Origin of the sequence: Phenylobacterium sp. (assembly GCF_013911965.1) — a bacterium.
In the GTDB taxonomy this organism is placed as follows: Bacteria; Pseudomonadota; Alphaproteobacteria; order Caulobacterales; family Caulobacteraceae; genus Phenylobacterium.
This window is the reverse complement of sequence record NZ_JACESE010000012.1, coordinates 26,799-40,907: the sequence shown is the minus strand read 5'-3', so window position 1 is coordinate 40,907 and position 14,109 is coordinate 26,799. Positions and strand designations below refer to the sequence as shown.

Annotated in this window: 11 protein-coding genes; 7 read left to right on the top strand and 4 right to left on the bottom strand. The window is 69.6% G+C overall.

Annotated features, from left to right (window positions below):
• The first annotated feature begins 68 nt into the window (after nucleotides 1-68).
• Nucleotides 69-683, top strand: a complete 615-nt coding sequence (locus tag H2041_RS13120) for a TetR/AcrR family transcriptional regulator (protein ID WP_293413292.1) — start codon at nucleotides 69-71, stop codon at nucleotides 681-683.
• A gap of 22 nt (nucleotides 684-705) precedes the next feature.
• Here the strand turns inward: H2041_RS13120 and H2041_RS13115 are convergent, their stop codons facing one another.
• Nucleotides 706-1,479, bottom strand: a complete 774-nt coding sequence (locus tag H2041_RS13115) for a PhoH family protein (protein ID WP_293413290.1) — start codon at nucleotides 1,477-1,479, stop codon at nucleotides 706-708.
• Between the two features lie 300 nt (nucleotides 1,480-1,779).
• Here H2041_RS13115 and H2041_RS13110 point away from each other — a divergent pair, with 300 nt between their 5' ends.
• From H2041_RS13110 to H2041_RS13095, 4 genes are all read left to right on the top strand, one after another.
• On the top strand, nucleotides 1,780-2,307 hold the full coding sequence (locus H2041_RS13110; RefSeq protein WP_293413289.1) for a gamma carbonic anhydrase family protein: 528 nt from the start codon (nucleotides 1,780-1,782) through the stop codon (nucleotides 2,305-2,307).
• A gap of 121 nt (nucleotides 2,308-2,428) precedes the next feature.
• Nucleotides 2,429-4,984: a TonB-dependent receptor gene (locus tag H2041_RS13105; RefSeq protein WP_293413287.1), complete on the top strand. Its 2,556-nt coding sequence runs from the start codon at nucleotides 2,429-2,431 to the stop codon at nucleotides 4,982-4,984.
• Entirely contained in the window at nucleotides 4,978-6,513 is a 1,536-nt protein-coding gene (locus H2041_RS13100; protein ID WP_293413285.1) for an alkaline phosphatase D family protein, read from the top strand. The genes H2041_RS13105 and H2041_RS13100 overlap by 7 nt, the downstream gene beginning before the upstream one ends.
• A gap of 122 nt (nucleotides 6,514-6,635) precedes the next feature.
• Nucleotides 6,636-8,876 carry a methyl-accepting chemotaxis protein gene (locus H2041_RS13095; protein WP_293413283.1) on the top strand — a complete coding sequence of 747 codons (2,241 nt, stop codon included), beginning with the start codon at nucleotides 6,636-6,638 and terminating at the stop codon, nucleotides 8,874-8,876.
• Between the two features lie 33 nt (nucleotides 8,877-8,909).
• On the opposite strand, the gene H2041_RS13090 is transcribed toward H2041_RS13095, so the two are convergent.
• Both H2041_RS13090 and H2041_RS13085 read right to left on the bottom strand, forming a co-directional pair.
• Nucleotides 8,910-9,416 carry a nuclease gene (locus H2041_RS13090; RefSeq protein WP_293413281.1) on the bottom strand — a complete coding sequence of 169 codons (507 nt, stop codon included), beginning with the start codon at nucleotides 9,414-9,416 and terminating at the stop codon, nucleotides 8,910-8,912.
• A 58-nt stretch (nucleotides 9,417-9,474) separates the two neighbouring features.
• A complete protein-coding gene (locus H2041_RS13085) occupies nucleotides 9,475-10,050 on the bottom strand; it encodes an outer membrane beta-barrel protein (protein WP_293413279.1) in 576 nt (191 codons plus the stop codon).
• Nucleotides 10,051-10,246: 196 nt separating this feature from the next.
• On the opposite strand from H2041_RS13085, the gene H2041_RS13080 reads away from it, so the two are divergent.
• A complete protein-coding gene (locus H2041_RS13080) occupies nucleotides 10,247-11,131 on the top strand; it encodes a helix-turn-helix domain-containing protein (RefSeq protein ID WP_293413277.1) in 885 nt (294 codons plus the stop codon).
• Here the strand turns inward: H2041_RS13080 and H2041_RS13075 are convergent.
• The gene (locus H2041_RS13075) at nucleotides 11,128-12,123 is read right to left on the bottom strand and encodes a M23 family metallopeptidase (protein ID WP_293413275.1); all 996 of its coding nucleotides are present in this window, start codon (nucleotides 12,121-12,123) and stop codon (nucleotides 11,128-11,130) included. The two genes, H2041_RS13080 and H2041_RS13075, sit on opposite strands and share 4 nt — an antisense overlap.
• Before the next feature lie 141 nt (nucleotides 12,124-12,264).
• Here H2041_RS13075 and H2041_RS13070 point away from each other — a divergent pair, with 141 nt between their 5' ends.
• On the top strand, nucleotides 12,265-14,091 hold the full coding sequence (locus H2041_RS13070) for a DUF885 family protein (RefSeq protein ID WP_293413273.1): 1,827 nt from the start codon (nucleotides 12,265-12,267) through the stop codon (nucleotides 14,089-14,091).
• Nucleotides 14,092-14,109 lie beyond the last annotated feature (18 nt).

The following is a 14,109-nucleotide window of genomic DNA, read 5'->3' as shown; positions in this document are numbered from 1 at the left end:
GTCCCTTGGCGCGCGGAGTCCGGCTCCGCGAGGTGTCCTGTCCCTGGAATCTGGTGCTATCTACAAAAATGTCAATAGAGCCCGCCCGCCGTGTCCGCCGATCGCCCGAGGCCGCCCGCGCGAACATCCTCAGCGCCGCCGAGGGTCTGCTGATCGATCGGGGGCCGCAGGCGCTGAAGCTGGTGGACGTGGCCAAGGCGGCCGGCGTCTCGCACGCTACGGTGCTCCACCATTTCGGCTCGATCGATGGCGTGCAGGCCGCGCTCGCCGAGGCGATGATCCGTCAGCTGGTCGCCCAGATCCTGGAGGCCGAGCGGCCCGACGATCCCCAGTTGCAGCTGGAGAGCGTCGGGCAGGTCCTCTTCGACACCTTCGAATCGCCGCGCGGCGCACGCCTGGCCGCCTGGCTGGAACTGACCGGCGAGGCGCGACGGCTCACCGTGGTGCGCTCGGCGGTCGAGGAGGTGATCTCAGGCCCGATGGCGCAGCGCGGAATCGAGGCGCGTTCGGCGACCGACCTGGTTCTCGTCGCCGTATCCCTGGCCATGGGCGTCGGCCTGATCGGCCGTTCCCTGGCCGAACTCGTCGGCCGGCCGCCGGAGGCCACGCGTGACGCCGCTCAAACCTTCCTGAAGGCGGGCTTCACCGCCATGGCGGGAGGGGAGGGTCCCGGGCGGGGCTGACCGCCCGGGCGCGAACACGGGCCTAGAGGACGCCGAGCATCTCGGCGACCAGCGGGTGGCGGACGATATCGCGGTCCTTCAGGCGGACGACCGCGACATTGCCGACCTCGTCGAGCTTTTCGGCCACCGGGCCCAGGCCCGAGAGTTCGGGCAGCAGGTCGGACTGGGCCGGGTCGCCGGTGACCACCATGGTGGAGTGCCAGCCCAGGCGGGTCAGCAGCATCTTCAGCTGCACGTAGGTGCAGTTCTGCGCCTCGTCGATCACCACGAAGGCGTTGTTCAGCGTGCGGCCGCGCATGAAGCCCACCGGCGCGATCTCGATGGCGCCTTCGGCCATCAGCGCGCGGACGCGCTTCATCGAGAGGCGGTCCGACAGCGCGTCGTAGAGCGGCCGCAGATAGGGGGCGAGCTTGTCCTCCATCTCGCCCGGCAGGAAGCCGAGGGACTCGCCGGCTTCGACGGCCGGACGCGAAAGGACGATGCGACCCACGCGGCCGGCTTCCAGCGCCTCCACCGCCTTGGCGATGGCGAGATAGGTCTTGCCCGTACCGGCGGGACCAAGCGCGAGCACGAGGTTCTTCGCGTCGATGGCCTTGATCAGCTCTTCCTGGCCCGGGGACTTGGCCTTGATGGTTTTCAGATAGCCCTGCTCGCGCCCTTCATCGGCGCCGCCCAGCGGCGACCAGCCGCGATCCACGGGCAGCCGGCGGATTTTCGAGTCGTCGAATTGCTCGGCGTCGAAGGCGCCTTCGCGCAGCTGTCGCTTCAGGGCTCGCTTGGTCATGAAAGCCTCCATGGGGCCATGAAAAAAGGGCGAGTCCGCAACGGACCGCCCTTCGGGATCGGCAGAAGATGAAAGGGACGAATGTAGGCGCGTCCCGGCGACGGCGCGGGGCCGTCCGGTGCGGGAGGAACCCGCAAAAGCCGCAGTCGCAGCGCCATGCACGCCGTCCAACGCAAAGCTACGGACCGGAAACCGGGCCGGCGAGGGAAACGCGCCGAGTCTATGCTCGGTTCGAATCGCACCGCTAATATGATGCTAGCGTGTTTAACGGGCGGTTAAGTGCGACGTTTTGATCAAGAATGGGGTGTACGGATGAGTGTCTATAACTTGGGCGATGTGGCGCCGGAACTGCCCGGAGACGATGAATACTGGATTGCGCCCACCGCCGCGGTCATGGGGCGTGTGATTCTCAAGAAGAACGCATCGGTCTGGTTCGGCGCCACGCTTCGCGGCGACAACGATCCCATCACCATCGGCGAGAACTCCAACGTCCAGGACGGCTCGGTCCTGCACACCGACACCGGCTGGCCGCTCACCATCGGCCGCGACGTCACCGTCGGCCACATGGTCATGCTCCATGGCTGCACCATCGGCGACAACAGCTTGATCGGCATCGGCTCGATCATCCTCAACGGAGCGAAGATCGGGAAGAACTGCCTGATCGGCGCCAACTGCCTGATCACCGAGGGCAAGGAGATCCCGGACAATTCGCTGGTCATGGGCGCGCCGGGCAAGGTGGTGCGCGAGGTCAGCGCCGACCAGGCCCGTGTGTTGACGGCCTCGGCGCACCACTATGTCGAGAACTGGAAGCGTTACGCCCGAGAGCTGAGACCGATGTGACGTCTCGATTGCGCCCTGTGACCCGACAAGTCGAAGCGCCGTCGCGGGGGCGTCACCAAACCGAAGCGCACCTGCCATGAACGGTCACTAAGCACCCCCGCAACAAATCTTGGGGGTCTCCATGCGCATCGACAAACGTGCGGCCAGCCGGCTTGCGCTTCTCATCGCCGTGTCCTGGTCCGGGGCGGCCTTCGCCCAGGACGACGGCGCGGTCGCCGAACTGGTCGTGACCGGCCAGCGGCTCTCCCAGCAGCGGGCCATCGAGGTCAAGCGCGAGGCGCTCGCCGTCGCCGACGTGATCTCGGCCGACGAACTGGGCCGGCTGTCCGACAAGAATGTCGCGGAAAACCTGGAGCGCCTTCCGGGCGTGGGCGTCGCCTACGACCAGGGCGAGGGCCGCTACGTCTCAGTGCGCGGCACGCCGGCTCAGCTCAACAATGTGACCCTGAACGGGGTCGAGGTCGGCAACCCGGACGGCGACAGCCGCGCCCTGCCGCTGGACGTGGTCAACAGCCAGCTTCTCGGGCGTCTGGAAGTGGTCAAGGCGGTGACGCCCGACATGGACGCCCAGGGGATCGGCGGCACGATCAATCTCGTCACCCAGTCGCCCTTCGACTATCGCCAGAACGTCTTCGCCCGCGCCGGCGCCCAGGTCGGCTATCAGGACTTCAACGAGAAGAGCCCCGTCGAGGCCGACCTGGCGGCGGGCGGCATCTTCGGCGACGGCCGCTTCGGCCTTCTGCTCGGGGCCAGCTACGCCTATCGCGATTATCGCACCGACGGCCTCTATCCGGACGACTGGCGCAGCGTGCCCGGCGTCGCCCGCGGCGGCCTGCCGACCAACATCAAGTTCACCAACTACAATCTCAAGCGCGAGCGGATCGGGGCCAGCGGCGCCCTGGAGTTCCGCCCCAACGACGTCGACCAGTTCTACGCCCGGGGCCTCTATTCCCGCTTCACCGAGGACGAGTACCGCCAGCGCTGGCGGCTGGATTTCGCCTCCAACCTCACCCGGCTGACGCTGAACGCCGACGGCGAGACCGGCGTGGCGACCGGCGTGGAGTCCCGTCAGGATCTGCGGCTGGAATACAAGGAGAAGTCGATCTCCACCTACTCGGTCGGCGGTGTCCACGAACGCGGGCCGTGGGCCTTCGATTACGACCTCTCCTACGGCTACAACGAACTCGTCGAACCCAACCAGGCCTGGCAGTTCCGCGGCGGCAGCTTCACCGTCGACTTCGACATGGGGCCGCTGCTCTACACCGCCGAACCGCGCAATGCGCAGGCGTCGGCGCTGGGCTTCCGCCAGTACACGGCCCAGGACGAGTCCGGCGAGGAAACCAACAAGTCCGCCCGCTTCAACATCCGCCGCGACATCGACGTCGGCCAAGACAGCTTCTTCAAGTTCGGCATGAAGCTGCGCGAGACCGACAAGTCCTTCGACGGGCGCACCAATGTCTGGACGCGCGGCGCCTCGGCCAACCGCTTCACCCTGGCCGACCATGGGCTGCAGGGCCCGCCGATGGAGGTCGACCTCGGCGACTACACCTACCTGAACCGCTTCACCATCGACGCCGATGCGATGAACGCCTTCACCGACGCCAATCTCGGCGGTCCGCTGATGGTGGCCAACCTCGGCGACAGCCTGGCCAACGACGTGCTCAGCGACTACGACCTGACCGAGCGGGTCCTGGCCGGCTACGCCATGGCCAATGTCGATTTCGGCCTCGTGCGCGTGATCGGCGGCTGGCGCATCGAGCACACCGAGACCGACGTCGCGGGCTTCCGCCTGGCGGACGGCGTGGTGACCCCGGTGTCGCGCTCGGGCGACTACACCAACTTCCTGCCCAACCTGCACCTGCAGTTCCGGCCGGCCGACGACGTCGTGATCCGCACGGCCTACACCCACACGCTCGGCCGCCCGCAGTACCCGCAGATGCGGCCGGGCGGCGAGCTGGAGTTCCTGGAACTCTCCCCGGGCCGCTTCGACGGCGCGCTCGAGGAGGGCAATGTCGATCTGAAGCCCTTCCTGTCGGAGAACTTCGACCTCTCGGCCGAATGGTACTTCGCGCCGGGCGGCCTCGTTTCGCTGGGCGCCTTCTACAAGAAGATCGACGACCCGATCTTCACCTTCTCCGAGACGCTCACGGGCGTGACCCTCGATGGCCGCTACTTCGAACGGCTCGAATACGCGCAGCCGCGCAACGCCGAGGAGGGCGAGATCAAGGGGCTGGAGCTGGCCTATCAGCAGCAGTTCGTGTTCCTGCCCGGCGTCTGGTCCGGGTTCGGCGTCTCGGGCAATGTGACGGTGACCGACTCCAGCCTGACCGTGCCGGGCCGCGGCGAGGTTCCGTTCCCCGCCCAGTCGGACCTGCTCTACGGCGCCCAGCTCTTCTACCAGGGCGGCCCGCTGGAGGCGGCGCTCTCCTACCACCACACCGGCAAGGCGGTGCAGGGGCTGGGCTCGAGCGATGAGACCGACACCTTCGACGACGACTACCGCCGTCTGGACGCCAAGGTCAGCTATGCGCTCACCGACAAGATCTCGCTGACCTTCGAAGCGCAGAATCTGAATGACGAGGTGCTGCGCGAGTACCAGGGTGGGCGCGAGGACTGGCTCACCAACTACGAGCGCTACGGGCGCACCTACTATCTGGGGGTTTCGGCGCAATGGTAGGACCGCTCGCCCGCCGCCGCCTGCTGCTCCAGGCCGCGGCCATCGCCGGCGGGGCGCTCGTCCCGCAGGCTTGGACCCCGGCGCTGGCGCAGGCGCGGCTGGGCGAGGATCCCTTCCAGCTGGGCGTCGCCTCGGGCGATCCCACCGCCGACGGGGTGGTGCTCTGGACGCGGCTCGCGCCGCGTCCGCTCTCGCCGGACGGCGGCATGGCGCCGGCGCCGGCGGCCGTCGACTGGGTGATCGCCGAGGATGAGGCCCTGACGCGGGTGGCCGCCCGCGGCCAGACGCTGGCCGTCGCCGAGGCCGGCCACTCTGTCCATGTCGAGGTTTCGGGCTTAAGACCCGACCGCGTCTACTTCTACCGCTTCTACGCCGGCGGCCATGCCAGCCCCACCGGGCGCACCCGCACCGCGCCGCTGGCCGGCGCCGATGTCGCCCGCCTGCGCATCGCCTACGGCTCCTGCCAGAAGTACGAGGCGGGCTACTATCCGGCCTATGCGCACATGGTCGCCGACGCGCCGGACCTGGTGCTCTTCCTGGGCGACTACATCTACGAGGGCGATGCGACCGACAAGGGCGTCCGGCGCCATCCGGGGCCGGAGCCGATGGACCTGGCCGGCTATCGCGTGCGCTACGGCGCCTACAAGTCCGACCCGCAGCTCCAGGCGGCCCACGCCGCCGCGCCGTGGATGGTCATCTGGGACGACCACGAGGTGGAGAACGACTACGGCGGCGACCAGTCCCAGGACGACGTCGACCCGGCGCTCTTCCTGCGCCGGCGGGCGGCCGCCTACCAAGCCTATTACGAACACATGCCGCTGCGCCGCGCCGCCTTGCCGGTGGGCCCGCAGATGCAGCTCTATCGCGCCCTGACCTGGGGTCGTCTGGCCGAGATCCAGCTCTTGGATGACCGCCAGCATCGCCCCCATCGGACCTGTCAGGCGCAGGCGAACGGCAAGCTGATCCCCGACTGCGACGAGCGCCGCGATCCGACACGCAGCCTGCTGGGGCCGGAACAGGAAGCCTGGCTCATGGAGCGGCTGGCCAGCACCCAAGGCCATTGGAACCTGCTCGCCCAGCAGACCCTGATGGGCGAGGGGGTCATTCCGGGCCCTTTGTGGAGCAATGACGGCTGGGACGGCTATCCGGCGACGCGAAACCGGATCCTCGAACAGTGGCGGCGTGCGCAGGTCTCAAATCCGGTGGTGCTGGGCGGCGACATCCACACCTTCGTGGCCGGCGATCTGAAGCTCGATCCCGAGGGCCCGGTCATCGCCAGCGAGTTCGTCGGCGGCTCGATCAGCTCGCTCGGGCGCAGCAACGCCGCCATGGCGCTGCTCCAGAGCGCCAACCCGCATCTGAAGTTCGGCGACGGCGAGGTGAGGGGCTACGGCCTCGTCGATCTGACGCGGGAGACCTGCGCCGTCCGCTTCCGGGCGGTCGAGAGCGCACTCGTTCCGCAGTCGCCGATCCGCAACCTGGCCGCCTTCGTCGTCGAGGACGGCGAGCGGGGACTGAAGCCCGCCTGAGCCGGGAGCGGCGCGTGTGCGCGCGGACAAGCAACGGCGGTGTGAAGATGATGGTGGCGAAAGATTAACCAGGATCAGGGTGAAGCTCTAACAAGCTTCACCGTCAGAAGGTCCAGGTCACCGTGCTCGCACGCCGCTCTCTCTCCGAAAAGCTGATGATCGTCCTGGGCGCGGTGATCGGCGCCCTCCTTATCGCCGCCTGCCTCTGGATTGGCCTGCAGACCCGCAGCGTCGCGACAGAGCTGTCGGACGCCTATGGCTCGGCCCTTGGCGAAGCCGCCGCCGAGACGATCAGCGGCGAGTTGACGAGCGTCCAGGCCACGGCGAACAGCATGGCCGAGGCGATCGGCGCCGCCCATGCCGGCGGCGTGCGTGACCGCGCCCTGGTCATGGCCATGCTCAAGCCCAACCTCGACGCCTCCCCCCTGGTGATGGGCAGCTGGTTCTTCGCCGCGCCGGAGGCCTTCGACGGCCGCGACGCGGAATTCGTCGGCCGCGCCGACCTCGGCTCCAACAGCAGCGGTCGGTTCGAGGCCTACTGGGCCCGGGTCGACGGCGCCGACATCATGGAGCCGCCCGAGGACGCCGACGTCTTCGACGAGGCCTTCTACACGCTCTCGGCCAAGAGCGGTAAGCCGGCCATCACCGAGCCCTATCCCTACGAGGTGAACGGCAAGACCGTGCTGATGACCTCGATCACCGCGCCCGTCTTCTCCGACGGCGAGCTGATCGGCGTGGCGGGGCTGGACATCGCCCTGAACGATCTGACGGCGCAGCTCGAAGGGCTGAAGCCGTTTGGCGACGGCCGGGTGCTTCTCCTCTCGGGCGCCGGCGCCTGGGTGTCGCATCCCAATCACGAACTGCATATGAAGCCCTATGCCGACGCGGGGGCGGAGACCGTCAAGACGGCGATCGCGCAGGCCGAGAGCCTCAAGGTCGGCGGCGTCCGCGAGGGGGGAGAGGCGCTTTCGCGGCGCATCGTGCCGGTGAATCTGCAGGCTTCGAACGCCACCTGGGCCGTCGTCGTCGATGCGCCGGCCAAGACCGTCGACGCCCCGGCGCGCAATCTCGCCATCGGCCTGCTGCTCGGCGGCGTGGTGATCATCGGGGCGGTGCTGGCCTGCCTGATGTTGGCCGTGCGGAAGATGGTCGCCCAGCCGCTGTCGCGCCTCGTCCGGTCGGTTCAGGCGCTTGCCTCCGGACGCTACGACGAACCGGTGGCCGCATCGGACGGTCAGGACGAGATCGCCCAGATCGGCCGCGCCCTGGAGGATCTGCGCCACGAGCTGGCCGACGGGGTCAAGGCGCGCGGAGAGCAGGAGGCGCTGCGGACCGCCACCGAGGCCGAGCGGCGCTCCAATCAGGCCGAGCAGGAGCGGACCGCCCGCGAGCAGGCGATCGTCGTCGAAGCTCTGCAGGGGGCGCTGTCCCAACTCTCCAAGGGCGATCTGCGCGCCCGGATCAGCGCGGCGTTTTCGACCGAGTACGCCCAGCTGAAGACGGACTTCAACGCCGCGGCCGCCAGCCTCGAACAGGCGGTGTCGGCCGTCGCCAGCAAGACCGGCGCGATCACCGCCGCGGCCGCCGAAATCAGCAGCGCCGCCGACGACCTTTCGCGGCGCTCCGAGCAGCAGGCGGCGAGCCTGGAGGAGACGGCCGCCGCCCTCGACGAGATCACCGCCACCGTCAATCGGACCGCTCAGGGCGCGGGCCAGGCCCGCAGCGCGGTGGCGTCGGCCAAGGCCTCGGCCGAAGAGTCCGGCGCGGTCATGCGCTCGGCCGTCGAGGCCATGGAGCAGATCGAGCAGGGGGCTCGGGAGATCGGTCAGATCATCAGCGTCATCGACGAGATCGCCTTCCAGACCAATCTCCTGGCGCTCAACGCCGGCGTGGAGGCCGCCCGCGCCGGGGAAGCCGGCCGCGGCTTCGCCGTCGTCGCCTCGGAGGTCCGGGCGCTGGCCCAGCGCTCGGCCGATGCGGCTCGCGAGATCAAGCAGCTGATCTCCACCTCCTCGACCCAGGTGGAAGCGGGCGTCAGCCTCGTGGCCCGGACGGGCGAGGCGCTCAGCGGCATCGTCGCTCAGGTCAACGAGATCAACGCCCTGGTCGCCGAGATCGCCGGCTCGGCGCAGGAACAGGCCACCGGCCTGGCGCAGGTCAACACCGCGGTCAATCAGATGGACCAGATGACCCAGCAGAACGCCGCCATGGTCGAGCAGAGCACCGCCGCCAGCGGCGCCCTGGCCGGCGAGGCGAACGAGCTGAAGCGCCTGATGGGGCAGTTCCAGGTCGGATCCGTCGCCGCCCCGGCCTCGCCGGCGCGGCTGCAGCAGGAGCGGCTGCGCGCCGCCATGGGCGCCTGACCGGATAGCGGCGGGAACGGCGCTGCGCCCCGGCTACGGGGCTCCGTTCCCGGCGAAGGCCGCCGGCTGTTTCCACGGCGAGGCGAGGTAGGGGTCGCTCATTCGGGCCATGTCCACCGGGGCGCACCACTGAAAGGGCTCCGAGGCGCGACGTACGGCGAGGCCCCTCTCGATGAGCGCCTGGCCGAGATCCTCGCCGTCCAGGGCCACCTGGGCCAGGGGCGAGCCGTCCGGCGCTGCGCGGGCCGTCGTGGCCAGCCGGATGTCATAGGCCTGGGCCAGGAGCTCCTCGGCGGCGGCGCGGGCTTCGCGGGCGGCGACCGCTTCGGCCCAACAGCCGGCGAACGGCGGCGCCTTGGGCGCCACCGCATTGGCCAGACGGATGCGCTGGCCGTCGATCACCAGCGTGTCGGCCTCCACCACCAGCAGGTCGTGCGCCGGCAGCGCCGAGGCGCCGTCGCTGAAGATCGAGGCCGGCGGCCCGCAGCTGGCCAGGGCGAGGCTGCCGGCCGCTGCGAAGGCGCTCATCAGGATGCGCATGGGCTCATCTTCCAAAGGCGACGCCGGCCGGCCTCGCGGCCGACCGGCGGGGCGGGGCTCAGCGCCCCAGCGGGTAGCGGAGGCCGACCGTCACGGCGTGGCTGGAGAAGTCCCCGTCCAGGCGGCTGGCGCCGGCGCCCAGCTCGACCTCGCTGACGGTCACATAGCGGTAGCCGATCTCGCCGATGGCCCGCTGGCCGAGCGGCCGCGCGAGGCCCGCCTTGAACTGGTAGGCGAGGCCGGCGTCGTCATCGTCGACGCCGCCGCCGTCGAGCTCGACCGAGCCGTAGCCGACGCCCGCGCCCACATAGGGCCGCCACACGCCGTCGGGGTTGAAGTCGTAATAGCCGTTCAGGAAGGCGGCCGTGGTCTTGAGATCGCCGCCGCCGTCGCCGTCGGCCTGCAGGTAGGCGAGTTCGCCCTCCAGCCGGATGTTGGGCGTCAGGTGGGCGCCGGCGCCGCCGGAGACGATCAGTCCGTCATCGGCTTCCACCGTCGGCGAGGCGTCGATCTCGGCCTGGAACGTGCCGCCGATGTCGCCACGGACGTACCAGTCCGAAGGCTGGGCGGCGGCCGCGCCGGCGGTCAGGGCGGTGGCGGAAAGCAGGGTTGCGGCGAGAGAGGTCAGTTTCATTGTCGTTGCACTCGTAGTTCGTTACGGCCCAGGCGATCTGGGCGACTGGACGATCAGATGTGCAGGCCTCGCCGCCGCCGCTTGCATCGGCGACGCGCCGTTTTCATCGCTGTGCGGAAATCGTTTGGGCCGCGTCGATTGCGCCGCCGCCCTGGCGACCTACATGACGGCTAAGCTAAAGGTTCAGGCCGTCCCCATGTCATCGCCGCCATCCCAAGGGCTCGCCGCCGCCGGCGCGTCTTCCGTCCCGACCGCGTTGCGTGACGGGGAGGTGGCCTATGTGCAGTACGGCGGCGTGCGCATCCGCCACCAGGCCCCCGGTCCGTTCAGCCTGGACTGGAAGGGCGAGCAGCCCCTGTTGCTCTACCGGTTCAGCGGCCGGCGTGCGGCGGACGCGCAGACGCCGCCCGAAGCCTTCGTCCTTCTGCCCCCCGGCCTGAGCGCCGACTGCGACGAGGCCGGTCCCATGGAGGTGCTGGCCGTGGCCTATGACCGGCTGCCCCATCCGCTCCGCGAGGCGGTGCAGGGCCTGGGCGAGGCCGAGCCGCAGGAGCAGGCCGATCCAGGCCTGCGCGCGCTCGCCCACGAAATGCGCCGGGTGGTGCTCGGCGAGCGGCTCGACCACGGCGACTATCTGACCGGTCTGGCCCGCACCATGCTGCTCCGGGCCCTGCAGGTGGCGGGCGAACCCTCGCCTCGGCCGCGCTCGGCCCCCCTGCCGCCGGCGCGGCTGCGGCGCGTGGTGCAGGCGATCGAGGATCATCTCCCCGAACCGCTCGCCGTCGCCGAACTGGCCGACATCGCCGGCCTGAGCCGAACCCACTTCACCCGGGCCTTCGAGAGCGCCACCGGCCAGACGCCGCACCGCTTCATCCTCTCGCGGCGGCTGGCGCGGGCGCGCGAGATGCTGCAGGCCACCGATCTCGACCTCGCCTCCATCGCCGTCCGGCTCGGCTTTTCCAGCCACTCCCACCTGGCCACCGCCTTTCGTCGCGCCTTCGGCACGACGCCCAGCGCTTACCGCCGCGCCCGTCGGGAGGCGGCCGACGCCTCGCAGCGCTGGATCGGTTCTGTGGTCTAGCGCGACGGAGCGACCGTCTGGCCGCGCACGGGCCGGCCATGTTCCCGGGCCTGGCCGTCGATCCGGAGACCTGAGAAGACGGCCGGAACGCCGCGGGCCGGCGGACCAAACGTCCCACGATCCTGCAGATGAAAGTGCACATGGGGCTCGGAGGACGCCCCGCTGTTGCCACAGGCGCCGAGCCGCTGGCCGGCCCGCACCCGCTCTCCCTCCTCGACTGCGATCGAACCGCGCTGAAGGTGCCCCAGCAGGGCATAGACCCCTTCGCCCTGGTCGATGATCACGTGGTTGCCCGCCGGCGCCTGAGCGTTCATGGCGCCGACCGGGCGATTGTCCTGGATGTCTGAGACGACCTCGACCACCTGGCCGTCGGCCGGGGCGAGGACAGGCTCGCCCCAGCAGTGGTAGGCGGCTGGGTCGCTGGCGGGCCCACGAAAGGTGGCGCCGTCCCGCACCACCAGGAAGTCGTAGGCGAAGGCCTGGTCGCGAGCGGCCAGATGGTAGTTGGCCGCAGCCTCATCCCCACCCCAGTAAGTCAGCCATTGTCCGTCTGAAGGCGTTCCGAACGGCAGGGCGACGGTCCGCGGCGGGCCGGCGTCCTCCGGCGCGGCCGGCGCGGGCCGCACCTGGGCGGCCGAGACCTTGCCGTCGGCCGTCCAGGCTAGCGTCGTGACGGCCAGTCCTTGCGCATGCCTGTCCAGGCGCCGGTAGACGGTCGCGCCGTTCAGGGTCAGGACGTTCTCGCCGAGTTTCGCTTCGCGCGCGCCCAGCTGCTGGCCCAGGCCTGCGGCCATGGCGGCGGGGCCGCCGGCGCTTTCGACCACGCCGGCCAATTGTGGCGTGGCTGCGGCCGCCAGCGATCGCAGGCTTTCTGCGGAGGTCAGGTCGCCCAGCGCGCGGCCTCGGGCAAGGTCGGCTTCATCTCCGACAGGACCGGCGCCGACCAGCGCCAGCGCCGCCATCGTCAGCACGAGCGCATGTGCAGATCGCATGGTGTTTCTCCTTGTCCCGTCGGTTGCAAGTCGCCGACGCCGTCTGACGTTCCGCCAGCGGCCTCTCCGCCTTTCCGAAAATTCACTTCGGGCGTGCGGCGTCACATCCTAAGCCTGTGTGACGCATTGGGGGACAAACGCATGACTCGCACCTTCACCTCGACCCTGGCGCTCGGCCTCGCCCTCGTGGCTGCGCCGGCCATGGCGCAGACCGCGCCGGCCGCCGCGCCGCCGGCCGCAGCGCCGGCGGCCTCCGAGGACGCCCGGCTCGCCGCCTTCTTCCAGGACGCCTTTCTGGAAAGCGCACGCCTGAGCCCCGAGACCCTGACGGCGCTCGGCATGAAGGAGCGCTATGGCGAACTTGGCGACTACACCAAGGCCGGCCAGGACGAGGCTCTGGCGCTCGCCGAGCGTCAGCTGGCGCAGATGAAGCGTCAGTTCGACCGCAGCCGGCTGAGCGAGGACTCCAAGCTCTCCTACGATCTCTTCGAGCAGTCGGTGGAGAACCAGCGCCGCGCCGACAAGTGGTACTGGCAGAACTACGCCGTCTCCTCCAACGGCAGCGGACTCGACCAGCTTCCCGTGATGCTGATCAACAACCACCGCGTCGACACGGTGGCGGACGCCGAAGCCTATGTCGCCCGCCTGCAGGCGGTGGAGCGGGTGGGGGGCGAGATCGCCGCCGAGATCGAGACGCGCACGAAGGACGGCTTCCTGCCGCCGGCCTTCGTCTTCGCGCGCGTCATCCCGGATGCGAGGAACAAGATCACGGGCGCGCCCTTCGGGACGGGTGAGGACAACGCCGTCTGGGCCGACTTCCAGAAGAAGGTGGCCGCCCTCGATGCGGCGCCGGAGGTGAAGGCCAAGCTGCTGGACGACGGCCGCGCGGCCCTTCAGGGGCCCTGGCGGCGGGGCTTCGAACGCTATCTGGCCGCCCTGGAGGTGATGTCGGCGAAGGCCAAGGACGTGAACGGCGTCTGGGCCCTGACCGACGGCGACGCCTACTACGCCGACATGGTCGCCTTCTTCACGACCACCGACCTGACGCCCGATCAGATCCATCAGACCGGCCTCTCCGAGGTGGCGCGCGTGCGCGGGGAGATGGAGGCCATCAAGCAGAAGGTCGGCTTCGAAGGCTCGCTGGAAGACTTCTTCACCTATGTGAAGACCGACCCGAAGTTCCACTACCCCTCGACGCCGGAAGGCCAGCAGCAGTACCTGGCCGACGCCAAGGCCCTGATCGCCGGCTACATGGCCGTGGCCGACACTCAGTTCTCCACCCTGCCCAAGCAGGCGCTGGAAGTCCGCGCCGTGGAGCCGTTCCGCGAGAAGACGGCCTCGGTCGCCTTCTACAATCCCGGCACGCCGGACGGCTCGCGGCCGGGGATCTTCTACGTGAACCTCTCGGACATGAGCCAGGTGCTCAAGCCCCAGCTGGCGGCGATCGCCTATCACGAGGGCGCGCCGGGCCACCATTTCCAGATCGCCCGCAGCCTGGAGCAGGAGGAGCTGCCGATGTTCCGCCGGTTCGGCTACTACGGCGCCTATCTGGAAGGCTGGGGCCTCTATGCCGAAAAGCTCGCCAAGGAGGCCGGCTTCTATCAGGACCCCTACGAGGACTTCGGACGCCTGTCGCTGGAGCTCTGGCGCGCCGCGCGCCTGGTGCTCGACACCGGCATCCACGCCAAGCGCTGGAGCCGCGACCAGGCGGTCGCGTACATGCGGGCCAACACCCTGAACTCCGAGCGCGACATCCAGAGCGAGGTCGACCGCTACTTCACCAATCCGGGCCAGGCGACGAGCTACAAGATCGGCCAGCTGAAGATCCTGGAGCTGCGGGAGAAGGCCAAGACGGCGATGGGCCCGCGGTTCGATCTTCGCGACTTCCACGAGGTGATCCTGGAGGAGGGCGCCCTGCCGCTGGACGTGGTCGAAGCGCGCGTCGACGCCTACATCGCCGGCCGCTGAGGCCGAAAAGCGGAGCCT